General features: G+C 46.1%; 25 protein-coding genes, 6 tRNA genes and 1 pseudogene. 11 read left to right on the top strand and 21 right to left on the bottom strand.

Going from position 1 to position 22,617, the window contains the following annotated elements; translation table 11 throughout:
* Window positions 1-58 precede the first annotated feature (58 nt).
* Window positions 59-1,642, top strand: a complete 1,584-nt coding sequence (gene pckA / locus KY305_RS09950) for a phosphoenolpyruvate carboxykinase (ATP) (RefSeq protein ID WP_223062383.1) — start codon at window positions 59-61, stop codon at window positions 1,640-1,642.
* Between the two features lie 41 nt (window positions 1,643-1,683).
* Here the strand turns inward: pckA and KY305_RS09945 are convergent, their stop codons facing one another.
* Both KY305_RS09945 and KY305_RS09940 read right to left on the bottom strand, forming a co-directional pair.
* Window positions 1,684-1,926 carry a DUF2584 domain-containing protein gene (locus KY305_RS09945; protein ID WP_061520066.1) on the bottom strand — a complete coding sequence of 81 codons (243 nt, stop codon included), beginning with the start codon at window positions 1,924-1,926 and terminating at the stop codon, window positions 1,684-1,686.
* A 54-nt stretch (window positions 1,927-1,980) separates the two neighbouring features.
* Complete coding sequence (locus KY305_RS09940) at window positions 1,981-2,754, bottom strand: alpha/beta hydrolase family protein (protein WP_223062382.1); 774 nt, start codon at window positions 2,752-2,754, stop codon at window positions 1,981-1,983.
* 141 nt (window positions 2,755-2,895) lie between these two features.
* Between KY305_RS09940 and KY305_RS09935 the strand changes: the two genes are divergently transcribed.
* From KY305_RS09935 to KY305_RS09925, 3 genes are read left to right on the top strand one after another with little or no spacing between them, the layout of a single operon-like run.
* Window positions 2,896-3,900: an ABC transporter substrate-binding protein gene (locus tag KY305_RS09935; protein WP_223062381.1), complete on the top strand. Its 1,005-nt coding sequence runs from the start codon at window positions 2,896-2,898 to the stop codon at window positions 3,898-3,900.
* Between the two features lie 10 nt (window positions 3,901-3,910).
* The gene (locus KY305_RS09930) at window positions 3,911-4,693 is read left to right on the top strand and encodes an ABC transporter ATP-binding protein (protein WP_223062380.1); all 783 of its coding nucleotides are present in this window, start codon (window positions 3,911-3,913) and stop codon (window positions 4,691-4,693) included.
* On the top strand, window positions 4,668-5,480 hold the full coding sequence (locus KY305_RS09925) for an ABC transporter permease (RefSeq protein WP_223062379.1): 813 nt from the start codon (window positions 4,668-4,670) through the stop codon (window positions 5,478-5,480). Before KY305_RS09930 ends, KY305_RS09925 begins: the two co-directional genes overlap by 26 nt.
* A 38-nt stretch (window positions 5,481-5,518) precedes the next feature.
* On the opposite strand, the gene ytkD is transcribed toward KY305_RS09925, so the two are convergent.
* The 3 genes from ytkD to KY305_RS09910 form a co-directional block, all read right to left on the bottom strand.
* Window positions 5,519-5,995: an RNA deprotection pyrophosphohydrolase gene (gene ytkD, locus KY305_RS09920; protein WP_214803780.1), complete on the bottom strand. Its 477-nt coding sequence runs from the start codon at window positions 5,993-5,995 to the stop codon at window positions 5,519-5,521.
* Window positions 5,996-6,125: 130 nt separating this feature from the next.
* On the bottom strand, window positions 6,126-6,530 hold the full coding sequence (locus tag KY305_RS09915; protein WP_223062378.1) for a phage holin family protein: 405 nt from the start codon (window positions 6,528-6,530) through the stop codon (window positions 6,126-6,128).
* A 151-nt stretch (window positions 6,531-6,681) separates the two neighbouring features.
* On the bottom strand, window positions 6,682-7,119 hold the full coding sequence (locus KY305_RS09910; RefSeq protein WP_223062377.1) for a Dps family protein: 438 nt from the start codon (window positions 7,117-7,119) through the stop codon (window positions 6,682-6,684).
* 126 nt (window positions 7,120-7,245) lie between these two features.
* Here KY305_RS09910 and ytzI point away from each other — a divergent pair, with 126 nt between their 5' ends.
* Window positions 7,246-7,395, top strand: a complete 150-nt coding sequence (ytzI, locus tag KY305_RS09905) for a YtzI protein (RefSeq protein ID WP_214803786.1) — start codon at window positions 7,246-7,248, stop codon at window positions 7,393-7,395.
* Here ytzI and KY305_RS09900 read toward each other — a convergent pair.
* Both KY305_RS09900 and KY305_RS09895 read right to left on the bottom strand, forming a co-directional pair.
* On the bottom strand, window positions 7,392-7,835 hold the full coding sequence (locus tag KY305_RS09900) for a FixH family protein (RefSeq protein WP_223062376.1): 444 nt from the start codon (window positions 7,833-7,835) through the stop codon (window positions 7,392-7,394). The two genes, ytzI and KY305_RS09900, sit on opposite strands and share 4 nt — an antisense overlap.
* Before the next feature lie 114 nt (window positions 7,836-7,949).
* Window positions 7,950-8,423 (bottom strand): S-ribosylhomocysteine lyase, encoded by a 474-nt coding sequence (locus KY305_RS09895; RefSeq protein WP_223062375.1) that lies wholly within the window; start codon window positions 8,421-8,423, stop codon window positions 7,950-7,952.
* Window positions 8,424-8,545: 122 nt separating this feature from the next.
* On the opposite strand from KY305_RS09895, the gene yidD reads away from it, so the two are divergent.
* Window positions 8,546-8,773 carry a membrane protein insertion efficiency factor YidD gene (gene yidD, locus KY305_RS09890; RefSeq protein ID WP_214803792.1) on the top strand — a complete coding sequence of 76 codons (228 nt, stop codon included), beginning with the start codon at window positions 8,546-8,548 and terminating at the stop codon, window positions 8,771-8,773.
* Here the strand turns inward: yidD and KY305_RS09885 are convergent.
* Together KY305_RS09885 and KY305_RS09880 are read right to left on the bottom strand one after the other, a co-directional pair.
* Window positions 8,770-9,339 (bottom strand): beta-class carbonic anhydrase, encoded by a 570-nt coding sequence (locus KY305_RS09885; RefSeq protein WP_223062374.1) that lies wholly within the window; start codon window positions 9,337-9,339, stop codon window positions 8,770-8,772. The two genes, yidD and KY305_RS09885, sit on opposite strands and share 4 nt — an antisense overlap.
* 125 nt (window positions 9,340-9,464) lie before the next feature.
* A complete protein-coding gene (locus KY305_RS09880; protein ID WP_061520053.1) occupies window positions 9,465-9,713 on the bottom strand; it encodes a type B 50S ribosomal protein L31 in 249 nt (82 codons plus the stop codon).
* 199 nt (window positions 9,714-9,912) lie between these two features.
* Here KY305_RS09880 and KY305_RS09875 point away from each other — a divergent pair, with 199 nt between their 5' ends.
* The 3 genes from KY305_RS09875 to KY305_RS09865 are packed head-to-tail and all read left to right on the top strand — an operon-like array spanning window position 9,913 to window position 12,525.
* Window positions 9,913-11,244: a cytochrome ubiquinol oxidase subunit I gene (locus tag KY305_RS09875; RefSeq protein WP_223062373.1), complete on the top strand. Its 1,332-nt coding sequence runs from the start codon at window positions 9,913-9,915 to the stop codon at window positions 11,242-11,244.
* 22 nt (window positions 11,245-11,266) lie between these two features.
* Window positions 11,267-12,307 carry a cytochrome d ubiquinol oxidase subunit II gene (locus KY305_RS09870; protein ID WP_223062372.1) on the top strand — a complete coding sequence of 347 codons (1,041 nt, stop codon included), beginning with the start codon at window positions 11,267-11,269 and terminating at the stop codon, window positions 12,305-12,307.
* A gap of 59 nt (window positions 12,308-12,366) precedes the next feature.
* Window positions 12,367-12,525 (top strand): DUF1540 domain-containing protein, encoded by a 159-nt coding sequence (locus KY305_RS09865; RefSeq protein ID WP_214803802.1) that lies wholly within the window; start codon window positions 12,367-12,369, stop codon window positions 12,523-12,525.
* Between the two features lie 270 nt (window positions 12,526-12,795).
* Here the strand turns inward: KY305_RS09865 and menC are convergent, their stop codons facing one another.
* The 6 genes from menC to KY305_RS09835 form a co-directional block, all read right to left on the bottom strand.
* Window positions 12,796-13,911, bottom strand: a complete 1,116-nt coding sequence (menC, locus tag KY305_RS09860) for an o-succinylbenzoate synthase (RefSeq protein ID WP_223062371.1) — start codon at window positions 13,909-13,911, stop codon at window positions 12,796-12,798.
* On the bottom strand, window positions 13,908-15,371 hold the full coding sequence (locus KY305_RS09855; RefSeq protein WP_223062370.1) for an o-succinylbenzoate--CoA ligase: 1,464 nt from the start codon (window positions 15,369-15,371) through the stop codon (window positions 13,908-13,910). The genes menC and KY305_RS09855 overlap by 4 nt, the downstream gene beginning before the upstream one ends.
* An 87-nt stretch (window positions 15,372-15,458) precedes the next feature.
* On the bottom strand, window positions 15,459-16,277 hold the full coding sequence (gene menB / locus KY305_RS09850) for a 1,4-dihydroxy-2-naphthoyl-CoA synthase (protein ID WP_214803808.1): 819 nt from the start codon (window positions 16,275-16,277) through the stop codon (window positions 15,459-15,461).
* Window positions 16,278-16,328: 51 nt separating this feature from the next.
* Window positions 16,329-17,159 (bottom strand): 2-succinyl-6-hydroxy-2,4-cyclohexadiene-1-carboxylate synthase, encoded by an 831-nt coding sequence (menH, locus tag KY305_RS09845; RefSeq protein WP_223062369.1) that lies wholly within the window; start codon window positions 17,157-17,159, stop codon window positions 16,329-16,331.
* The gene (menD, locus tag KY305_RS09840) at window positions 17,147-18,883 is read right to left on the bottom strand and encodes a 2-succinyl-5-enolpyruvyl-6-hydroxy-3-cyclohexene-1-carboxylic-acid synthase (RefSeq protein ID WP_223062368.1); all 1,737 of its coding nucleotides are present in this window, start codon (window positions 18,881-18,883) and stop codon (window positions 17,147-17,149) included. Before menD ends, menH begins: the two co-directional genes overlap by 13 nt.
* Window positions 18,880-20,295 (bottom strand): isochorismate synthase, encoded by a 1,416-nt coding sequence (locus tag KY305_RS09835; protein WP_223062367.1) that lies wholly within the window; start codon window positions 20,293-20,295, stop codon window positions 18,880-18,882. The genes menD and KY305_RS09835 overlap by 4 nt, the downstream gene beginning before the upstream one ends.
* A 282-nt stretch (window positions 20,296-20,577) precedes the next feature.
* On the opposite strand from KY305_RS09835, the gene KY305_RS09830 reads away from it, so the two are divergent.
* Window positions 20,578-21,297 (top strand): TraR/DksA C4-type zinc finger protein, encoded by a 720-nt coding sequence (locus KY305_RS09830; protein WP_223062366.1) that lies wholly within the window; start codon window positions 20,578-20,580, stop codon window positions 21,295-21,297.
* 296 nt (window positions 21,298-21,593) lie between these two features.
* Window positions 21,594-21,972, top strand: a pseudogene (locus tag KY305_RS20340) (TspO/MBR family protein).
* Between the two features lie 62 nt (window positions 21,973-22,034).
* Here KY305_RS20340 and KY305_RS09820 read toward each other — a convergent pair.
* From KY305_RS09820 to KY305_RS09795, 6 genes are all read right to left on the bottom strand, one after another.
* A tRNA-Glu gene (locus KY305_RS09820) sits at window positions 22,035-22,106 on the bottom strand.
* A gap of 3 nt (window positions 22,107-22,109) precedes the next feature.
* Window positions 22,110-22,200, bottom strand: a tRNA-Ser gene (locus KY305_RS09815).
* 3 nt (window positions 22,201-22,203) lie between these two features.
* Window positions 22,204-22,278: transfer RNA gene (locus KY305_RS09810), tRNA-Asn, on the bottom strand.
* Between the two features lie 10 nt (window positions 22,279-22,288).
* A tRNA-Ile gene (locus KY305_RS09805) sits at window positions 22,289-22,365 on the bottom strand.
* 15 nt (window positions 22,366-22,380) lie between these two features.
* Window positions 22,381-22,454 (bottom strand) — tRNA-Gly (locus tag KY305_RS09800).
* A gap of 9 nt (window positions 22,455-22,463) precedes the next feature.
* Window positions 22,464-22,539: transfer RNA gene (locus KY305_RS09795), tRNA-His, on the bottom strand.
* Between the last annotated feature and the right edge of the window lie 78 nt (window positions 22,540-22,617).

Below are 22,617 nucleotides of genomic sequence, written 5' to 3'. Positions count from 1 at the left end.
GTGTTATACTAATTTCACATTCAGCGAAACACAAATAAACCGGCAAAGGAAGGTTTTTATGAAATTAGTTGATTTAACCGCAGACTTACAGGCATTACTCGCAAGTCCGAATGTGCATCATAATTTATCCGCCCCAAGACTTACCGAAAAAGTGATCAGCCGAAATGAAGGAACATTAACATCAACGGGCGCCGTCCGCGCAACTACCGGTGCATACACCGGCCGTTCTCCAAAAGATAAATTTATCGTCCGGGAACAAAGCACAGAAGATCAGATTGATTGGGGGCCGGTAAACCAGCCCATTTCAGAAGAAGCGTTTGAACGGCTTTATTCAAAAGTCGTCAGCTATTTAAAACAGCGGGATGAACTGTTTGTATTTGAGGGATTCGCAGGTGCGGATGAAAAATACAGACTGCCGATTACGGTCGTAAATGAGTTTGCATGGCATAATCTATTCGCGCGCCAGCTGTTTATCAGACCTGAGACAGACGAAAGAGACTCCGGGGTTCAGCCCTTTACCATTCTTTCCGCCCCGCATTTTAAAGCGGACCCGGAAACTGACGGCACACATTCTGAAACGTTTATTATCGTTTCTTTCGAAAAACGCGTCATTTTAATCGGCGGAACGGAATACGCCGGAGAAATGAAAAAATCGATATTCTCCATTATGAACTTCCTGCTGCCCGCGCAGGATATCCTGCCGATGCACTGCTCAGCCAACGTCGGGGAAAAAGGCGATGTCGCCCTGTTTTTCGGACTTTCCGGCACCGGAAAAACGACGCTCTCAGCAGATGCAAACCGCAAATTGATCGGCGATGACGAGCACGGCTGGTCACACTCCGGCGTATTTAACATCGAGGGCGGCTGCTACGCTAAATGTATTAACTTGAGTGAAGAGAAGGAGCCGCAGATTTTCAACGCGATCCGCTTCGGTTCAGTGCTTGAAAATGTTGTGATTGACGATAATACGCATAAGGCGGATTACGATAATTCCTTCTACACGGAAAATACAAGAGCGGCGTATCCGATTGAGATGATCGGCAATATCGTGTCTCCAAGCCTCGCCGGGCACCCGTCAGCCATCGTCTTTTTAACGGCAGACGCGTTCGGTGTGCTGCCTCCGATCAGCAAACTGACGAAGGAACAGGCGATGTATCATTTCTTAAGCGGGTACACCAGTAAGCTTGCCGGAACCGAGCGCGGGGTGACATCTCCGCAAACGACTTTCTCAACATGCTTCGGTTCTCCGTTTCTTCCGCTTCCGGCCCACGTATATGCCGAAATGCTCGGGAAGAAAATCGATGAGCACGGCGTTCAGGTCTTCCTCGTCAACACAGGATGGACCGGCGGAGGATACGGTGAGGGAGAGCGCATGAAGCTGTCCTACACGAGAGCGATGGTAAAAGCGGCGATTGAAGGCAAACTGGATCAGACAGACATGGTGACGGACAGTATCTTCGGCCTGCACAGCCCTGTTCATGTCCCAGGCGTGCCCGACCATGTCCTTCAGCCTGAAAACACATGGAGCGATAAAAAAGCCTACAATGAAAAAGCGCTGTTCCTCGCTCATGAGTTCAAGGAAAATTTTAAAAAGTTCTCACATACCGACTCAATTGCCAAAACGGGCGGACCTCTCGTTTAACCAAAAAAGCCAAGGGCGCAAATGCCCTTGGCTATTGTTCATTAGTTTGTAGTGTAAAGCGAGGTAAGCCTGTATGTAATGCTTGTCCGTCCGTTCGCCCATTCGAGCTTTTGGACTTCTCCCGTACCCGATTTCTCGCCTGTTTTCGTTTTGCGCACGTCCATCGGAATATCAAGAGGATATACGCGGTAGCCCTCTTTTTCAAGGATGAAGATATTTTCCTCTATCCGTTTTTCGTTGCCTTTTGTCACAATCATTGTATTAAATTCAACAGGCATTCCCAAAATGAAAATCCCCTTTCGTTCTCTTTTTCTTTATCATACCATAAATCATTGGTCTTACTTTGATTTCATCCACTTGGTAAGCTGCCGGACAATGCGCCTGTTTTCGTGCGGAGGAAAATAATGCGTAAAACCGCTGTAATACCATGTTTCCACCAGCTTGCCCGCCTCTTTCAGCTTCTCTTCTATCATGCGGGCATGTTCAATTGATACATTTTGGTCCTCCTCACCATGAATGAGCAGCACGGGAGCATGGACGCGGTTTACTTTTTCAAACGGTGAGCGGCGTTTATATTCGTCCGGAACCTTTTTCGGCGTGCCGCCAATCACCCGCTTCATCATTCGCCGCAAGTCCTTTCGCTCCTCATACGTAAGCACCATATCACTGACGCCGCCCCATGAGACGAACGAAGCGGCTTGGCGCCCCATCTCAATCGCAGTTAAAAGCCCCATAATCCCGCCGCGGGAAAAGCCGAAAATATGGACTCTGCCTTTCCTTACGCTCGGATGCTCTTGCAGCAGGCGGAATGCGGAAAACGCGTCTTCTCTGTCCTCTCCCGCAAAATCCTCATTGCCCTCGCCTCCCTGATTGCCTCTGTAAAAAGGCGCAAACACGACAAAGCCTTGCGATGCAAATTGAATGATTCTTCCCGGCCGAACCATGCCGACGTTTTTAATGCCGCCTCGCAAATATAAAAAACCGTCATACTCCCCTGACACAGCCGGCTCAGCCATCAGCCCCTTCACCTTTAATCCTTTAGAGACATAACACACTGTATAGAGGCGGACATGCCGACTGGGAGACGGAAATCTTCTCTTCTCAACTAGCAAAACGAATAAGCCTCCTTGTCATTATCGGTTTTTTTATTCTTTCCCAACCTGAATATGGGCACTCACACATTTTTTATACCCATCATACGATATGTAAAGCAAAAAGGGTTATTTTAACGCTTAACACAAGGAGGTTATACCGTGAACAAATGGCTCAAAACGGGCTGCGCCTTCGTCATATGCGCTTTTCTTCTTCTTTTGCTCCCCGCCTGCAAGCAGGAAGAAAGTCTGACAAAGGTGAAAGTGGCAGAAGTCACTCATTCCATCTTTTATACACCTTTGTATGTCGCTAAAGCAAAAGGCTTCTTTAAAAAAGAAGGGCTTCTTGTCACTGTCAATACGACATGGGGCGGCGACAAAACGATGACATCACTGCTGTCAAACGGATCTGACATCGCGTTAGTCGGTTCTGAAACATCAATTTATGTAGAGGCGCAAGGAGCAAAGGACCCTGTCATTAACTTTGCTCAGCTGACACAGACAGACGGCACATTTCTCGTTGCAAGAAAGGATGTGCAGCAATTCAAATGGGACGATGTAAAAGGAAAGACATTTCTCGGCCAGCGAAAAGGCGGCATGCCCCAAATGGCCGGTGAGTACGCCCTGAAAAAACATCATATCGATCCGCAGAAAGATATTGACCTCATTCAAAACATTGATTTTGCCAATATATCAAACGCATTCGCGTCTGGAACCGGCGATTATGTGCAGCTGTTTGAACCGACGGCCTCACTGTTTGAAAAGGAAGGCATCGGCCATATCGTCGCTTCCTTCGGGGAAGCTTCCGGCCGAGTGCCATACACAACCTTTATGGCAAAAGAAAGCTATTTAAAGAACAACGAAAAAACGGCGGAAAAATTCACGCGGGCCATTCATAAGGCTCAGCAATGGGTGGAAAGCCACTCGGCCAAAGACATTGCAAAAACGATTCAAAAAGACTTTACAGATACCGACCCTGCCATTATTGAAACTTCAATAAACCGCTATAAGAAACAAAAATCATTCTCAACCAATCCCGTTCTGCAAGAAGACGAATGGGAACAGCTCCAATCGATTATGGATGAAGCCGGGGAGCTGCCTAAACATATTCCATACAGCAAACTGGTAAACACAAAAATCGCCAAAAAAGTCACCTCAGAACAATAGGAGGACCATTATGTCTTTTTTACATGTAGATCATGTAACTCATACTTATTTCTCGCTGAAAGAAAAAACAACCGCCGTGAAGGATATACATTTCCAGATTGAAAAAGGAGACTTCATCTCCTTTCTCGGGCCGAGCGGGTGCGGAAAAACAACGCTCTTATCGATTATTGCCGGCCTTATCCCTCCCGCAGAAGGCCAGGTGCTGATTGAAGGGAGTGTGCCGAATCATAAGGAACATCATATCGGCTATATGCTTCAGCAGGATTATTTATTTCCTTGGAAATCAATTGAGGAAAATGTGCTGCTCGGGTTACACATCTCCAAGACATTAACGGAGGAAAAAAGAACAGAGGTTCTCGGCCTCCTTCCTGAGCTTGGATTAATAGGCGTCGAAAAGAAATATCCGAAAGAACTTTCAGGCGGAATGCGGCAGCGGGCGGCCCTCGCCAGAACTCTTGCGCCGAATCCGAGCCTTTTACTTCTTGATGAACCCTTTTCCGCACTTGACTTCCAAACGAAGCTCTCTCTTGAGAATCTTGTGTTCCGGACGTTAAAAGATTTTCAAAAAACAGCTGTCCTTGTGACTCACGATATTGGCGAAGCCATCGCGATGAGCGATACCATCTACTTATTTTCAAATCAGCCGGGCACCATCCATCAAATATTCAACGTACCTAAAGAATTAGCTGCATTAGACCCGTTTGACGCGCGCCAGGACCCGGCCTTCCAGCCGCTGTTTCAAACCATATGGAAGGAGCTGAATTCCCTTGAAAAACAGCAGCGGGAGGATTGAACAGCTTCATCAGCAGTTTAAGAAAAAACATAAAAAAGAAAAACGCCATATCCGTGCGTATCAGGCGGCCATCTTTGTCATCTTTTTTGCCGGATGGGAGATCTCAAGCAAAGCAGACTGGATTGATCCGTTAATCTTCAGCTCGCCTTCTGCTGTTTGGAAGCTTCTGGTTCAAAAAATCGCAGACGGATCACTCGCTGCGCATATCGGCATCACCTTAGGAGAAACCGTTCTCGGCTTTTTGCTTGGAACGCTGCTCGGCACCTGCCTCGCCGCTCTTTTATGGTGGTCAAACCGGCTCGCCCGGATTTTAGATCCGTACCTCGTCATTTTAAATGCGATGCCGAAAGTCGCGCTAGGACCGATCCTGATCGTCGCACTCGGACCGAGTTTCACAAGCATTGTAGCCATGGGGGCCGTGATCAGTGTCATTATCACCACGATCGTTGTGTTTACGGCATTTCAGGAAGTGGATGAAAATTATATTAAGGTGATGAAAACATTCGGCGCAAAAAAACGTGTCATTTTTAAAGAAGTGATTTTGCCGGCGTGCTCCCCTGCGATTATTTCAACACTTAAGGTGAATGTCGGGTTATCATGGGTCGGCGTCATTGTCGGTGAGTTTCTTGTCTCCGAAAAAGGTTTGGGTTATATGATCATCTACGGATTCCAGGTCTTTAATTTCACACTCGTTTTCTTAAGCCTTTTGATTATCGCAATTTTTGCGACGCTTATGTATCAGGTGGTAGAGCTTTTAGAAAGAAAATGGACGAAAGGCAGAATATAAAAAAGGCCCGTGCGGTGACGCCGGGTCTTCGTTTTACATTATTCAAATAAACCGTCCCGTTTCAGCTTTTTCAAACTGATCGGAAGCACTGAGTCTTTCATAATAAAGCTGAATTTTTTATTTCGCGGGAGATTGTCCGGAAGTTCGCTGAATAACACCGGGCCCTTCGTCTCAAAGTAATCGGCTTGTTTTTCAAGCTTTTCGATATCAGCAAAGTATATATTTTTAACGATGATCTTTTCTTTGCCGAGCACTTTATACTGCCCGACGTACTGAAGATGTCTTACCGCCGCGCCGGTCTCTTCCTTTACTTCGCGCAGCGCCGCTTCTTCGGCACATTCCATCGGCTCCACTTTTCCGCCCGGAAATTCAAAACCCCGGTCTTCATGCTCAGTCAAGAGCCACTTATCACCGTAGCGGCAAATGACCCACACATGCTTCGGGCTGTCCGAAAAAGGCTGGTGTTCAAAGGAGAGCTGAACAGTATTTTGATAATAGTCTTTAAACTCGTACATGTTTATCCCTCTAATCCGTTCCTTCGTATCTTCCATACATCATACCACAGTTGCGTTTGATCGGAAGCCCTTTATCAAAAATTCAGAGGAAAACCATCATACCCTAGTATGGCCTCCGGCACGGCAAAAGTTACGGTTTGCGCTTGAATTTATTTTTCAAGGCGTCCAAAAGATCGACGAGCATTTGCGGAACCGGAATACCAAGCGAACTTGCCGTAATCACAATTTGCACCGATTCGTATAAGATATAAAACATAATAGCTAAATTACGGATAGAACCCTCAGTAGTGAGCAGCTGATCAAAAAAATGGCAAACTGAGATTAATGCCAAGGTCACAATTTTTTTGACCAGCCGCGCAAAAAGCTTTTTCGCGGTCAACTGATGTAAAATGGTATCCTTTAAGCTTGTACTGATATATTCAATTGCCATTAACGATAACAAAATAAGAAACGGATACTGAAAACCGCCAAAGAAAAAACCCGCTGCTGACACGACAACTGCAAAAAACGAAAAGATGCCAAAGTCTTTGCCCACTTGTTCCAACATCCTTTCACAGAAACGGACTTACCTTATTCTATGAAAAAGAAGAGGAACGGACTGGATATTTCAGAAAAATGGACAACACCTCCCGCGGGCAGACAGATAAAAAAACCGGAAGCTTTAAAGCCCCGGTCCTTTCATAATGTTATCCTAAATACGCTTTTAACATCCAGTTATGCTTTTCGATATTCTGGTGAATCGCAAGCAGCATATCCCCCGTTGTTTCGTCTCCGACCTCATCGGCAAGATCCATTCCGCTTTTCAGCTCTTCTGCAATAACGGAGAAATCATCATAAATGCTTTGCACCATTTGCTCGGCGCCCTCATTGCCTTCCGCTTCTTTTACGGACGCCGTTTTCAGCGATTCAGTCATTGTGCCGATCGGCTTGCCGTTTAATGCTAAAAGCCGTTCTGCCAAGTCATCAATATAAGTAGCCGCTTCGTTATACAGCTCTTCAAATTTCTCGTGCAGTGTGAAGAAATCCTTTCCTTTTACATACCAATGATAATTATGTAGTTTCACATACATGACCGTCCAGTTAGCGACTTGTTTATTGACTGCATTCAGTAATTTTTCTGACATTCCTATCTTCCTCCTTATGGTTTACTATTGATATACCCTTTTTATCGTCTGCCAAAACATAAAATTTTAGCACCTTGATCATCCATTTGGAAAATATGTTATCATTTGTTAAAAAGGAGGGATATTATGCTGCTTCTTTTAAGTTTCGGCATCGTTATTGTGCTTGCCGTCCTGTTGCTATCCATTTGGTCGACCGTAAAGGCCTATAACGTAAAGCATACGATTGATCCGCCGCAAAACGCGCCAAACCGCTTCTCACAGAAAAACAAACATTAATGATGATGCGTCTGTTTCTCTTGGCCGGAGGAATCACCGGCAGCATCAGCATTCCCGACACGGACTGTAAGAGTCGGCATGTTGTGCTGTTTTTTTGCCGTGACGTGGGATTGAATCGTGTATATGCCTTCTTCTTCGAATTCAGTGCGTAAATGATACGTCCCTTTTTCCTCCTTGGCCTTGCTTGTCTTACTGCTGCCTTTCTTTCCTTCTTTCCATACTTCAAACATGACTTCGTCCGCATCTGTGACGCGCTCATCCCCATAAAAAACATCTGCCTGATATTCCGCTTTTTCATGCGGCTTTACCGTTTTCGGTCCCGTAAGCTTGACCTCCAGCGCTTTAGGCTCATCAGTGGAGGCAGTTTTATCCGAAGCGCCTCCGCAAGAAGATAAAAGAAATACCATACCGCACATTCCTGCCAATACTGCCCGTTTCATTCCATCACTCCCTTTGCGTTTGCTTCCATTTTAGCAAACGCTTACACAAAAGTTGTGACATTTTTTAGAAATATGTAAAAAAGCCCTTTTGCATTAGCAAAAGGGCTTACTTTTTTATCCGAAAACTTTCAGCAATTCTTCTTTATCCTGTGAAAGCCAGAAGCGCATGAGACGTTTGGCGCCTTCTAAATCGTGAAGCTTCGCCTGTCCGCACTGTTTTTCGTTGGCTGCGGGAATTTCCGTAATATCAATCGCTTCATTCAGTGTCGCATCAAGCAAATCAACAATTTCTTCAGCTGTCGGTTCGCCGCTGACAACGAGATAATAGCCTGTTTGGCAGCCCATTGGTGATATATCAATGATGTCGAAGTGATCGTATTTCTCAGAATGCGTACGAATCGTAAACGCAAGCAAGTGCTCAAGCGTATGAATCGTATCCGGCTTCATCGCCTGTTTGTTCGGCTGACAAAAACGAATGTCAAATTTATTCACGACGCCGTCTGTTCCGACTTTATGCACTCCGCAATGTCTTACATACGGAGCCACAACCGCATTATGGTCAAGCTCAAAACTTTCTACTGAAGGCATAATGGCACTCCCTTTTTTTAGAATATGGACCCATTATAACACAGTTTTCCGATAAGAATTATGGCAGAAGCTTTTCAATCTGAATTTTTTTTTCTATACTAGCATCAGAAAGGGGCTTTACGATGAAAACCTTATTTATCGCCATAATCCGCGGATACCAAAAATTCATTTCTCCTCTGACGCCGCCGTCATGCCGCTTTTATCCGACTTGTTCACAATACGGAATTGAAGCCATAAAGACACACGGCGCGGTAAAAGGAGGATGGCTGACGCTTAAACGTATTTTGAAGTGTCACCCGCTTCATCCGGGCGGCGTTGATCCCGTACCTGAAAAAAAACGAAAGAATTAGTTCATGTGTTGATAGCCGTCGATGACGAGGTCAAGTTTTCCGGTTTTCGGATCGATCACAAGACCGTGCACCGGCACATTATCAGGGAAAAGCGGATGATTTTTAATGACGTTTACACTGTCAGTGACGCTTGCTTCTACAGAATCAAAGCTCTTCAGCCACTGGTCAAGGTCGACGCCTGAGTTTTTCAGCATGTCAATCCGCTCTTTCGGGATGCCCCGCTCAACGATTTTATCGAGCATATCCTCGCTGTTAATTTTGCTCATTCCGCAATCATGGTGGCCGATAACGCAAACTTCATCTGCGTTTAACTCGTAAACGGCGACCAACAGGCTCCGCATAATGCTCCCGAATGGGTGGGAAACGAGCGCGCCCGCACTTTTAATAATTTTCACATCACCGTTTCGCATGTTCATCGCATGCGGCAGCAATTCCACGAGACGGGTGTCCATACAAGACAAAATCGCCATCTTTTTATCAGGGAATTTAGAGGTTTGATATTTTTCATAATCTTTCTTTTCAATGAACTGCTCATTAAATTGCAGGATATCGTTTAGTAGACTCATCTTGGTGTTTCCTTTCTGCGTTTTTATACACAATATAACACAAATCCCGGCTTTTCGTCATCCCCGGCACTTGATGAAAAAGTAACAGACTGGTTAATAAAAAAGACAAACCGCCGGGGTTTGTCTCATTTTCCCATATTGTATCTTTTGTTAAACTGTTCCACTCTTCCGCCTTTTTCGTTGAATTTTTGCCGGCCCGTATAAAATGGATGCGTATCCGAGCTGACCTCTACTTTAATCACCGGGTATGTGTTTCCGTCTTCCCACTGGGCGGTTTCCTCAGATGTTCTAGTTGAACGGCTTAAAAAACGGTAGCCGCTGTTTACATCTTGAAAAATCACTTGATGGTTATCCGGATGGATGTCTTTTTTCATAGCTGATCTCCCTTTCCTAAATCGTAATAGTTACGTTTTATTCTACACCTTCTACAAGGCCCTTGTCAATCATATATGCCCCGATCCTTTGATTTCTAAACCCTGTACATTTCTGGAATAAGAAGAATAATCTAATTGACTCGGCAAATAATATGACCACATTACATAAAACGGTAATTCAGAAAGGCGGTTTATGATCGTGGATGATTTAGTATTAGCCAGAAGCCTGTTCGGGACCACTATGGGCTTTCATATTATTTTCGCGACTTTAGGGGTAGGTTTGCCTCTTATGATTTTAATGGCTGAATTGATTTATCAAAAAACAAAAGATCCGCACTATGCCATTATGGCGAAAAGGTGGACGAAAGCGCAGGCCGTTTTGCTCGGTGTGGCGATTCCGACCGGGACGATTGCAGGAACACAGCTCGCCCTGTTATGGCCGGGATTTATGGAAGTCATCGGCAGAGTCATGTCGCTTCCGTTTCAGATTGAAATCTACGCGTTTTTTATTGAGGCGCTGTTTATGTCCATTTATGTATATGCTGCTGACCGGCTGACTCCGGCCATGCGTATCATCGCCGTTGTTTTTGTTTTAATCGGCGCTGCGGCATCTGCCGTCTTAATTACAAATGTCCACGCATTTGAAGGAACGCCGGCCGGATTTAAAATTTTGAACGGCAAAATAACAGACGTTGAACCGTGGGCTGCGTTTTTCAATCCGAGTTTTTTTACCACCGCAGGCCATGTCGTTCTGACCGCTTTTATGACAGGCGCGTTTATTGTCGCGTCAGTAGCGGCTTATAAAATGCTGAGAACGAGAAAGCAGGAACAGGTTTATCGTTTTCACCGGAAAGCGCTGCTGCTTGCTTTAACAATCGGCGGCATTTTTTCGATTGCCGCTTCTTTAAACGGACACGAGTCAGCCCAGCTCCTTTACCAATACCAGCCGGAAAAGCTTGCGGGCGCTGAAGGATTATTTGAAACAAGATCACATGCCCCGCTTGCGATCGGCGGTTTTACGGATGCAAAAGAAGAAAAGGTGAAATGGGCGATAGAAGTGCCGTGGGCTTTAAGCTTTTTAGCGGCGAACAGTTTTGACACCGTCGTAAAAGGATTGAATGCATTTCCGAAAGACGAATGGCCGCCTTTATTTATCCATACGCTGTTTAACGGAATGGTCGGAATCGGCATGTTGCTGATTCTGTACTCTGTCATCGGCATCGTTTGGAGAAAAATCTTAAAAAAAGACAGCTTTCCGAGATGGCTGCTGATTTTATTTTTAACCGCCGGCCCGCTTAGTTTAATCGGGATTGAGTTCGGATGGATATTCGCTTGTACGGGCAGGCAGCCGTGGGTCATTTACCACCTGCTGAAAACATCGGATGTTGTAACGACAACGGGTTCGATCGGCGTTCTGTTTATTCTGTTTACGGTTGTTTATGCCATTTTGGCTGCGGCAGTCATTTATGTGCTGCTTTATTATTTCCGCAAGCATCCTGTCGAGGAGGATGTAAAAGCGGCAGAATCTTAACAATAGGAAGGGCTGAATAGAAATGGACATTACTATGGATGCTCTCATCGCGATTTCAATCGTATGGGGTTTCGTGTTTATCTACGCGGTCATGGCGACGATGGACTTCGGAGCCGGTTTTTGGTCCATGATTTATTTAAATAAAGAACAAACAAAAGCGACAAACATCGCCAACCGTTATTTGTCACCGACATGGGAAGTGACCAACGTCTTTATCGTCGCGATCGTTGTCGCCCTTTTCAGCTTCTTTCCGGGGGCGACTTTCGTGCTGGGAACCGTTTTATTAATTCCGGGGAGTATCATTTTGCTGCTTTTAGCCATCCGAAGCGGTTTTCTCGTCTTTTCCAACACGGCGAAAGAAAGAAAAATCATGAGATATATTTCCGGAATCTCAGGCTTTATCATACCGGCAGTGCTTATTCTTGTGCTTCCGGTGACACACGGCGGTTTTATCGAAAAAGCGGGCGGAGTGTATCACCTGAATTTGGTCAGTGTGTTCACGAGCCTGAACACTTATGCTTTTATCGGCTTTGCCATCTTAACTACTTTATTTTTATCTTCGCTGCTTTTGGCCGATTTTTCCAATGCGGCGGAAGAGGAGCACGCATACCGCATTTACAGGCGGAGCGCGTTAATAACAGGGCCTCTGTCTCTTCTTTTTGCGATTTTCATTATGCTGACTTTACGCACTGAAGCCGGCTGGCTGTATGCCGGGATGATGAAGGATGTGACGTGGCTGATTCTTTCTGTCATTACATTTATTATTGCGGGTGTTGCTTTGTTTTTGCCGAATAAACGTTTCGGACAAAACCTCGGCAAGCCGAGAATCGCCATGATAGCGATTGCGGTTCAATATTTCTTGGCAAGCTATGCATACGGGCGGGCGCATCTCCCTTATATGATCTATCCAGATATCACCATCATGTCCGGCTTTACAGAGCCTGCAACGTTCAGGGCGCTGTTCATGACTTATATCGTTGCTTTCATCGTCTTATTTCCGGGATTTTATTTCTTTTGGAAGTTATTCATGAAAGATAAACGTTATATCCGCCAAGAGGAATAGCACATGTAAGGCTGGCTATACTAAAGGCGTACCTTTTATCTTGGAGGGAGAGTTTCACAATGAAACAAAAAATTCTGTGCGAAGTTAACAACTGTTCATATTGGGATCAAGGAAACAAATGTACAGCTGATGCGATTTATGTTGTCAGCCATACGGGCGATACAGCTGAAAAAAGTGAAGAAACGGATTGCAAAACCTTTAAACCTCAAGATTTGTAAAAAAAGAGAAGAGCTGTTTTCATACAGCTCTTTTTACTTTGCGTGCCGCAAGCCTTTTAGAGGTCAGCCCCTGTGAAGGCGAAAACAGTAACGCCAGCAGAAAAAAGACATCTGCCATCAGTTTCCTTTGTGCAAAATGATCGTATGTCAAGTGTCTGCTAAATAAAAAAACCGGCTGATAGCCGGTTCAAACGAGAAGGGGATAAAATGTGAACAATTTCAATATAACAGCGGCGCGCCATGCGCTCAACTTACTAAAATTTCATTTTATCAGCTGTTTGTTGTGAAAACATCCATTTGGGTAACATATTTTCTCATAACCTCTTGATTGACTTCCACACCCAAACCGGGCCCGTTCGGAACAGAAATAAAACCCTCGTCAATACGAATATCAGGGGTTACGATATCCTCTTCCCAGTATCGGGAGGATGACGAAATATCGCCCGGTATCGTAAATTGGGGCAGCGAGGCAAGCGCCGCGCTCTGCGCCCGGGAAATGCCCGTCTCAAACATTCCCCCGCACCATACCGGCATTTGATGCTCTCTGCACAAGTCGTGAATTTTAAGCGCCTCCGTCAGGCCGCCGACCCGTGCCGGCTTAATGTTAATGATTTTACAGCTTCCAAGCTCAATAGCCCGTCTTGCGTCATCCGCCGAGCAAATGCTCTCATCAAGGCATATGGCCGTTCTCAAATGCTTTTGCAGGTGGCGGTGATCGACAATGTCATCTGCCTCAAGCGGCTGCTCTATCATCATTAAATGAAATTCATCCAATTCCTTCAGCCTGCTGATGTCTTTCAGTTCATATGCCGAATTTGCGTCCGCCATCAGCGGCACGTTCGGAAAACGGCTGCGTATAGCTTTCACTAAATCAATATCCCGACCCGGCTGAATTTTTATTTTTATTCTTTGATAACCCTCTTTTACATATTGCTCAATTTCCCGAAGCATATCTTCAATCGGAGCGAGCCCCACTACGACGCCGGCGGGAACTTTATCCCTTTTGCCGCCGAGGGCTTCAGCAAGAGAAATGCCTTTTTTCTTTGCGTATAAATCCCACACGGCAGATTCCAGCCCGGCCTTTGCCATACGGTTTCCCTTAAAACGCGCGAGGCTGTCCGGCACCTCAGACGGATGGAAAAACTCACGCCCCACTATATTGGGGATAAAGAAATCCTTAAGCATATGCGCGCATGTTTGAATCGTTTCTTCTGTATACCAGGGAGAAGAAAACGCGGATACTTCCCCCCAGCCGGCTTCACCGGATTCATCTATGGCTTCAAGAATCAAAAACTTCCGGTCTTGAAGCGTTTCGATACTTGTTTTAAACGGTTTTTTCAGCCTCATACTTACATGATAAAGGGTGATTTTTTCTATCTTAATCATGACAGCTCTCCTTTACGAAGATCATTCAGCCGGTGTCTCATTAATTTATTTGACGCGTTTCGCGGCAGCTCCTCCGCTGAGAAAAATTCAGCCGGAATTTTATATTTTGCAAGCCGTTCACGGCAAAAGGCGGCCAGCTCGTCCGAACTGACCGGAGAGGTTAACACGAGAAATGCGTGCGGGACCCTTCCCCACTTTGGATCTTCAGCTCCCGAAACACCCGCTTCAGCAACTGCGGGATGTGCAAGCAGCACTGCCTCGACTTCAGCGGGGTAAATGTTTTCTCCGCCCGAAATAATGAGATCAGAACGTCTGTCCAGAACAAACAAAAAACCGTCTTCATCTAAATAGCCAAGATCTCCAGTCTTAAACCAGCCGTTTTCAAAAGCCGCTTGATTGGCTTCATCACGGTTATAGTAACCTTTCATCACATTCGGCCCTTTGACCGTAATTTCACCGTGTTCAAACGGCGCACACTTGTTGCCGTCTTTCTCAATCGAAATCTCACATGAAAACAGCGGCTTTCCTGCCGAGCCGAGCTTTTCCATACTGAATTCGGGAGAAAGCGTGACGATCTGTGAGCAGGTTTCAGTCAGACCGTACGATTGAAACACCGGAAATTGTTTCTGGCGGCACTCTTCAAGGAGCGGAAGCGGTGCAGGGCCTCCGCCAAGCAGGATGCATCTGAGAGATTCAGGACAGTGATCCGTCTCCGACAGCAGACCGGAAAGCATCGTCTGCACCACAGATATGATCGTAACCCGGTGGCGGCTGATACTGTCCAGTACATCACTGACGGAAAATTTTTGATGAAGCACAACAGGCATGCCGTAAATGACCGATTTAAACAGCGCGGACAGCCCGCTGATATGAAACAGAGGCAGCGCAATCAGCCAGCGGTCCCGCTCTGTGACCCCCAGATTCAAAGCTGAAGATACAGCGCTTGAATAATGGTTTCCGAACGTTTGCTGAACCCCCTTCGGTCTCCCTGTCGTTCCTGACGTGTACATTAAAGTCGCCGTATCATCAAGCTTCATATAAGCCTCAACTTCAATGTCTTCCGCCTCAGCCGCTTGAAGCTCGTCCACGTCGGCCGTCGCAATCACAGAGTCGTATTCCCGGCGGCAAAAACCGGAATCCGTCAGTAACAGCACCGCCTTCGAATCTTCAAGCTGAAACAGTCTTTCTTGTTTTGACAGCTTCGTATTTAACAGCACCGCTTCAGCGCCCAGTAAAAAGCAGGCATGTACGGCAAAGACCATCTCCGCTCGGTTAGAAAGCAAAATCGCAACACGGTCGCCTTTTCTCAGCGAGCAGCATGCGGAAAGCCGCGCCGCCATTTGTTTAGAAGCTTCATATAATTCTCTGAATGTGAAACTTTGGTTTTCAAATATGAGAGCCGTTCTCTCTGGTGTGAGCTGCGTCCTTTGAATGAGCCAGTTAGGCTGTTCTGTCAGCATGTTATCATCTCCGAGGTAAAAGTACTGATTTTGAAAAGAAAACAGCTTGGACCAGAATGGCTCAAGCTGTTTCGAAGTGTCATCTGATCACGGAAAACGAGGGAATTGACCGAAATCGGGACTGCGTTTTTCTTTAAAGGAATCGCGGCCTTCTTTCGCTTCGTCTGTCGTGTAATAAAGAAGCGTTGCGTCTCCCGCAAATTGCTGAATTCCGGCAAGTCCGTCTGTATCTGCGTTAAACGCCGCTTTAAGGAAACGAAGTGCGGTCGGGCTTTTCTCAAGCATTTCCTCACACCATTTGATGGTTTCTTCCTCAAGCTGCTCTAACGGAACAACTGTATTGACAAGTCCCATGTCGAGTGCTTCCTGTGCATTGTATTGACGGCACAGGTACCAGATTTCACGTGCTTTTTTATGTCCGACGATACGCGCAAGGTAACCAGAACCGTAACCGGCATCAAAGCTTCCTACTTTCGGGCCTGTTTGTCCGAAAATCGCGTTATCCGCAGCAATCGTCAAATCACATACGATATGAAGCACATGGCCTCCGCCGATGGCATAACCAGATACCATTGCCACAACCGGCTTAGGAATGACACGGATCAAACGCTGAAGATCAAGCACATTCAGACGAGGGATCTGATCGTCACCGACATATCCGCCGTGACCGCGCACTTTTTGGTCTCCGCCTGAACAAAACGCCTTATCTCCCGCACCCGCAAGCACGATAACACCGATGTTGGAATCATCACGCGCGTAAGCAAATGCGTCAATCATTTCAGACACCGTTTTAGGAGTAAATGCGTTATGTACCTCCGGACGATTAATTGTTATTTTTGCAATGCCGTTATACGTCTCGTACAATATTTCATCGTACTGACGTTCGCTTTTCCATTCTGCAGCCATATATATGACCTCCTTTAATTTTACATGTGAGCTGCCGAAACAGCATCTCAGTTATGCTTGTTCCGACGATAAAAACTCACTTATTATCTTACCAAAAATTCGCGGCTGTTCCACATGAACCGTATGGCCAGCCTGTTTGACAACCTCTATTTTACTCGATGGAAGCCGGTTATGCACCTTTTGATTAATAACGCAAAATTTTTCATCCCATTCCCCGCATATCAGAAGAACGGGCGCTTTGATGTTATCTAATGCATCCCACCAAGAAGGCTGTGATCCAGTCCCCATTCCGAGTAAGCTGCCTGCAAGTCCGGCCGGATTATTTTTCAATCTGCCTGACCTGATGTTCTTCCGCACGCCTTCAGGAAGGGAAAGCTGTGTGGCAAACAGAGGGATGTTCTCCCAATAATCAACAAATGATTCAATGCCGTCCCGCAAAATAAAATCCGCAAGCTTCCGGTCAGACTGAATTCTGTTTTTGCGTTCTTGAAGCGTGCCCAGGCCGGGAGTCGAACTTTCTAAAACAAGAGCCGACACACGGTCAGGAAACACCTGCGCAAATGAATACGCAAGCCTGCCCCCCATAGAATAACCAATAAGTTTCACTTTGTGAAGTTTTAATTGATCAAAAATGGCGGCAAGGTCTGAAACTTGCCGGCTCGTGCTGTACCTTACCGCTTGTAACGGCGCGTCTGATTCGCCGTGCCCTAAGCAGTCTATCATCACCAAACGTTCACCCGGAAACGTATCCTGCAAAAACATCCAGGATTCTTTGCTGCCTGTGAATCCATGAAGAAATACAAGTGCTTCCGATGCATGATGTCCGCTATCAGCAGCACGATAGCACACTCCGTCCGCCATTTTGATGTTTACAGTTTCCATTCTTTTTTCACTTCCCGCACGGCGGATTGCAGCAGCTCGCGATGGAACTGAACCCTTGATGTGCGATCTGTTTTCAGCTCGATAATGTGAAGGCCGGGCTTGTCCGCCTGAGGACCATATGCAGCTCTGAAGGCTTCCCATGTATCCGGGCATGTATACGTGCCCCCGTAAAGAGCGGCTGCATGCTGAAAATCAAGGCCTGTCGGCGTGCCGAACAGCTCTTCAAAATGTGTTTTATCAGAAGCCTGCGGCAAAAATGAGAAAATCCCGCCGCCGTCATTATTAATCAAAATGACTGTAAGCGGAATGCCAAGCTTCTTAGCCGCTAACAGCCCGTTTAAATCATGATAAAACGATAAATCTCCGATTACAAGCGTTACAGGGGCTTTCGTCCCTTCACACAGCCCCATAGCCGAAGAAACAACCCCATCTATTCCGTTTGCGCCGCGGTTGGCATATATACGGAAGGAACGGTCCTGTTTTTCAAAAAACGTATCCACATCACGGATCGGCATACTGTTGCCGACAAAAAGTGAACTGTTTTCTGGAACAAGATGCTGAAGCTCCCGATATACATTTCCTTCAAACGACAGATCATCCATACTTGCGGCTTGCAAATGACTGCGGAACCGCTCATTGACAAACTGCCATTTTTCCAGCCAGTCCGAATGCCGTTTTGCGCCTTCAGCGGAACAGACAGCTTCCAGAAAGACTGACGGATGGCAATGAATCATATGTGCGCCGGCCTGTGTAGGATCCCTCCAGCCGCCATCCTCATCAATAATGAACTGCTCAATGGCAGGATCATCCCTCAGCCATAAAAAGAGCGGCTTAGAAACCGGCATCGGTCCGAAACGGATGACAGCGTCAGGACGCAAGAACTCTTTCAGCTCTTCATCTTTCAAGAAAGAATCATAGGCATCAACGATCATACTCTTATCATGTTTTCCGTTTCGGAGATTTGAAAGCGGGTCCGCCAAAATCGGATATTGAAGCGTCTCGGCAAGCGCGATAATATGCTGTTTTTCGTCGTCGCTGTGAATCTCTCCGCAGACGATCATTCCTTTTTGAACGCCGGCAAGGCGCTCTGTAACATCACGCAGAGACTCTTTATCGACAGACTGAATGCCTGTTTTCACAGATACGTGGCGTCCCGTTCTCATTCTTTCAAAAGGCTGCGCGGAGAGATCCGGCATTAACGGCTCTCTGAGCGGAACATTGATATGAACAGGCCCCATCGGACGCTTGCCCGCTTCACTGGCAGCGCGGCCGGCCAATGTCCGGATGTAGCTCAGCATCTGCGGCTGTTCCTCGGGAAGAGCCGAGTCTGTGAAAAACTTAACAAAGTTACCGAACAGAAAATGCTGGTTAATCGCTTGAGGCGCCCCTACTTCACGTAATTCATGAGGACGGTCAGCGGTCAGCACGATAAGCGGCACACGTGAATAATGCGCTTCAATAACAGCCGGATAAAAGTTCGCCGCAGCCGTCCCCGACGTACAAATCAGCATGACCGGGCGCTGCCTGGCTTTTGCCAAACCGAGGGCGAAAAAACCGGCGGATCGTTCGTCAATCTGAATATGAACATTGATATCCGGGTGAGCCGCAGCCAACACGGCCAGCGGAGTAGACCTCGATCCAGGACAAACGACCGCATCGGTTACACCTGAAAGAGCAAATTCATCAATAAAACTTCCGATATAATGGGTAATCGGGTTTGTCAAAGCCTTTCACCTCCTAAAGCAGAGATCATCGGCTTTAGTTTAATTTGTGTTTCTTCATATTCTGATTGCGGGTCGGAATCTTCAACAATGCCGCATCCTGCAAACAGTCGCGCTTCATTGCCTTCGATCAGTCCCGAACGGATCGCTACCGCAAATTCTCCGTTTTCCCTGCTGTCAATCCAGCCGATAGGAGCTGCATACCATCCGCGTGTCATCGGCTCAAGCTCAGTAATAACCTCAACGGCTTTCTGTTGAGGAGCGCCTCCCAATGCCGGTGTAGGATGAAGCTTTTCAATTAAATCAAAAAGCGAAGCTGACGTCTTGAGACGGCCGACGATCGGCGTATAAAGATGCTGAACATTTTTTGTCTTATATAATTGCGGGCCTGACGGCTTTTCTACCTCATGACAGCTCGCCAAAAAAGCATCGTGTATCATTTTGACCACAAAATCATGCTCCATGAGATTTTTTTCATCATGCAGCAATTCCCGGCCTAAACGCTCATCTTCTTGTTCATCTTTCCCTCGTTTGATCGAGCCTGCAAGGCAGGTTGACATCACGTTTTTGCCGTCTTTTTTAATAAGACGTTCCGGTGAGGCCCCGATAAAGCATTTATTTCCCTGCTCAGAGGCAAAGATATAACTTGTCGTTTGATCCGTCAAAAGCTTATTCAGCACGCTTTCAATCGGGATCGGCCCGTCATACGACAAGAGCACCTCCCGCGCCAGCACAACTTTATCATATTGATTCTCTTTCATTTCATTTGTTGCTGTTTTAATGGCTTCAAGCCAGTTCTCCACATCAAGTTCTTCCGCCTTCGTTAATTCCGGATAATCTTCATACGACAAAGAAGAAACCGTAAAAGCTTCCGAAAAGGATTTCAGGCGTCCGAGCACATCTTCTGCCTGATCCGCCTCGCCGGCCCATTGATTGACGGTTAGAAAAGCACCGTCAGCTGTTTTCGTAAGCATGAGTGAAGGAATAAAGAAAAGCCCTTCTTCAAACCCATCCCACTCATCTCCTCTTTTCTCAGAAGGATTAAACGAAAAACCGCCGAATAAGACAGGACCTATCGCAGAGTGCTGCACCTGTTCTTCCTCATGAATATGAAAAGCCGTCTTTTTAAAGCGCTCCCATTGTTCAAAAACGTCGTGATACCGTTTTTCATTTTTTTCCTCCGACTGGAACAACGCTTCTGTGCCGAGACCGACTATTGTTAATTCACTACCGGGTTCTGACCAAAAAAATCGCTTGCCTTTATATTTTTTTGCTCCGTAATTGAAAAATGATAGAGGGTCCAAAGACGCAATACGTCTTGAATAGCTCAATAAGACAGCATGGTTGACTTGTTTGGTTTTATATAATGCATGGACTGCTTCCTTTCGGAACGTATGCTGCACCGTTGTCACCATGAGACATTCCTCCATAATCCGTTAAATGCTTTTAATACAATACACCTGTGGTTACATTGTGTCAAACACACAGAATTTGCACGACAAAATGCCTGCATTTCTTATTATAAACCTTTTTGAGCAAATGAATAAAGAAACAAACTTGAAATTATTTTCCCCACTCGCGGCAATCGCTGTATGTCTTGAGTCATAGAAGGAAAAACACCTATTTTTATCCACCATTTTTCAGCGTAAAAACGTTCATACTATCAGTAAGCATCACATAGAAACGAGGCGATCATATTGCTTACAAACGAACAGCTTGAGCATCTGAAAAAAGAACTTGAAGAAGCAAAACACGATATTTTAAGCCGGTTTAAAGAAAATGACCATTTTCAATTAACAGTTGAATTTCCCTATGACTCGGTCGGAGAACTGTCTTCCTATGACAATCATCCCGGTGACGAGGCGACAGAGTTATACGAGCGTGAAAAAGATATCGCTCTTCTCGAACATGAACGCGAGCATCTTCACGACATCAACTACTCGCTGAAGAAAATCGAAAATGGCACATACGGCATATGCGAAGCCAGCGGCAAAGAAATTCCTTACGACAGACTGGAAGCTCTGCCGACCGCTACGACACTTGCTGAATATTCCTCACAAGACGCCGTCTCAAAAGATAGGCCGATCGAAGAAGAAACGCCATTCGGACAGTTTGAATTCGACGATGATGAATCGATCCGGGCAGCCTATGACAGTGAAGACGCCTATCAGGATGTCGAAGAGTATGGAAACTCGGGAACGCCGCAGGATTTAGAAGACCCGCCGCTCAGCTACGGCGATATGACGATGAACTCAGAAGAAAACATCGGATATGCCGAGGATTATGAAAACTTTATCGCGACAGATATTACCGGAAAACACGTATCCGTGTATCCCAGCAAAGCACATGAAAAATATGAGCAGGAACTGGATGAAGAAGGAATCATGACGACTTTTGGAGATCTGCACGATGATTAATGCCCCGGCTTTTTCCGGGGTCTTTTTCATACATATAGGCTTAATACAACGCTTTATGTACACGGAAGACGGGAAACATCCAGAGACTTAACGTATGGCGGAGACTGTGTCAAAGGAACCGCAGCTGTATAAGAGAAATCAATGTGAAGCCGGCCTTAATTCACACGGAAAGATTATCGGCTCCAGCCATGCTTAGCGGCGCTTATGTAAAAATAGCGAAGATGGATGAATTGAACACTCAGTAAGCGGAGGTTTCACATTTAAATAAAAAAGGAATCGCTTTATTGTATTGAATAATGAAGGGAAATAAGAAAAGAAATCGTTTTGGAGTTATAATCGTTTTTATCACCTATTTAGCGGGGTTTCGCTTCCCTATTGATCGAGAATGGTACGACGCGCTGCAAAAACCAGACTGGACACCGAGCGGATCAGCCATCGGCATCATATCGATTGTTTTATTCACGCTTATTTCACTTACAGCAGCCAGTGTATATGTATGCGAAAGCTTTCTAGGTGATTCTGCTCATCAATTGATTGCCTGTTCGTCGCGATACGACATTGATTCTTATGATCTCTGCCGGTAAAAACAGCAAAGCTGAGCCTGCCTTCTAATTCCTTATTTATTATGGAGCGATTTTGCCATCTCTTTCATTGACCATTTACGCTATGAATTAATAACATATCCCTGCTTTCTGAGCAAACAAAAAAACCTTGCATTCTATGCAAGGTTTTTAAAATGACCCGTACGGGATTCGAACCCGTGTTACCGCCGTGAAAGGGCGGTGTCTTAACCGCTTGACCAACGGGCCTTATGGCGGAGAAGGAGGGATTTGAACCCTCGCGCCGCTTACGCGACCTACACCCTTAGCAGGGGCGCCTCTTCAGCCACTTGAGTACTTCTCCATATGGCTCCACAGGCAGGATTCGAACCTGCGACCGATCGGTTAACAGCCGATAGCTCTACCACTGAGCTACTGTGGAAGAAAAGTCATGGTGGGCCTGAGTGGACTCGAACCACCGACCTCACGCTTATCAGGCGTGCGCTCTAACCAGCTGAGCTACAGGCCCATGACAATACAAAAATGGAGCGGGTGATGGGAATCGAACCCACGACATCAGCTTGGAAGGCTGAGGTTTTACCACTAAACTACACCCGCATGTTTGTTTGGGGCGATTGATGGGAATCGAACCCACGAATGCCAGAGCCACAATCTGGTGCGTTAACCACTTCGCCACAACCGCCAAAACATATATTGAATTAAAAAGGTGGCTCGGGACGGAATCGAACCGCCGACACACGGATTTTCAGTCCGTTGCTCT

Source organism: Bacillus sp. YC2 (assembly GCF_019891195.1).
In the GTDB taxonomy this organism is placed as follows: Bacteria; Bacillota; Bacilli; order Bacillales; family Bacillaceae; genus Bacillus.
The sequence above is the reverse complement of the archived record's forward strand: the minus strand, read 5'-3'. Positions and strand labels throughout refer to the sequence as shown.

Coding starts and splice junctions, on each gene's coding strand:
- pckA (WP_223062383.1), top strand. CDS start 59: ATGAAATTAGTTGATTTAACCGCAGACTTACAGGCATTACTCGCAAGT.
- KY305_RS09930 (WP_223062380.1), top strand. CDS start 3,911: ATGTCTTTTTTACATGTAGATCATGTAACTCATACTTATTTCTCGCTG.
- ytkD (WP_214803780.1), bottom strand. CDS start 5,995: ATGTACGAGTTTAAAGACTATTATCAAAATACTGTTCAGCTCTCCTTT.
- KY305_RS09910 (WP_223062377.1), bottom strand. CDS start 7,119: ATGTCAGAAAAATTACTGAATGCAGTCAATAAACAAGTCGCTAACTGG.
- ytzI (WP_214803786.1), top strand. CDS start 7,246: ATGCTGCTTCTTTTAAGTTTCGGCATCGTTATTGTGCTTGCCGTCCTG.
- KY305_RS09900 (WP_223062376.1), bottom strand. CDS start 7,835: ATGAAACGGGCAGTATTGGCAGGAATGTGCGGTATGGTATTTCTTTTA.
- KY305_RS09895 (WP_223062375.1), bottom strand. CDS start 8,423: ATGCCTTCAGTAGAAAGTTTTGAGCTTGACCATAATGCGGTTGTGGCT.
- yidD (WP_214803792.1), top strand. CDS start 8,546: ATGAAAACCTTATTTATCGCCATAATCCGCGGATACCAAAAATTCATT.
- KY305_RS09885 (WP_223062374.1), bottom strand. CDS start 9,339: ATGAGTCTACTAAACGATATCCTGCAATTTAATGAGCAGTTCATTGAA.
- KY305_RS09880 (WP_061520053.1), bottom strand. CDS start 9,713: ATGAAAAAAGACATCCATCCGGATAACCATCAAGTGATTTTTCAAGAT.
- KY305_RS09870 (WP_223062372.1), top strand. CDS start 11,267: ATGGACATTACTATGGATGCTCTCATCGCGATTTCAATCGTATGGGGT.
- KY305_RS09865 (WP_214803802.1), top strand. CDS start 12,367: ATGAAACAAAAAATTCTGTGCGAAGTTAACAACTGTTCATATTGGGAT.
- menC (WP_223062371.1), bottom strand. CDS start 13,911: ATGATTAAGATAGAAAAAATCACCCTTTATCATGTAAGTATGAGGCTG.
- KY305_RS09855 (WP_223062370.1), bottom strand. CDS start 15,371: ATGCTGACAGAACAGCCTAACTGGCTCATTCAAAGGACGCAGCTCACA.
- menB (WP_214803808.1), bottom strand. CDS start 16,277: ATGGCTGCAGAATGGAAAAGCGAACGTCAGTACGATGAAATATTGTAC.
- menH (WP_223062369.1), bottom strand. CDS start 17,159: ATGGAAACTGTAAACATCAAAATGGCGGACGGAGTGTGCTATCGTGCT.
- KY305_RS09835 (WP_223062367.1), bottom strand. CDS start 20,295: ATGGTGACAACGGTGCAGCATACGTTCCGAAAGGAAGCAGTCCATGCA.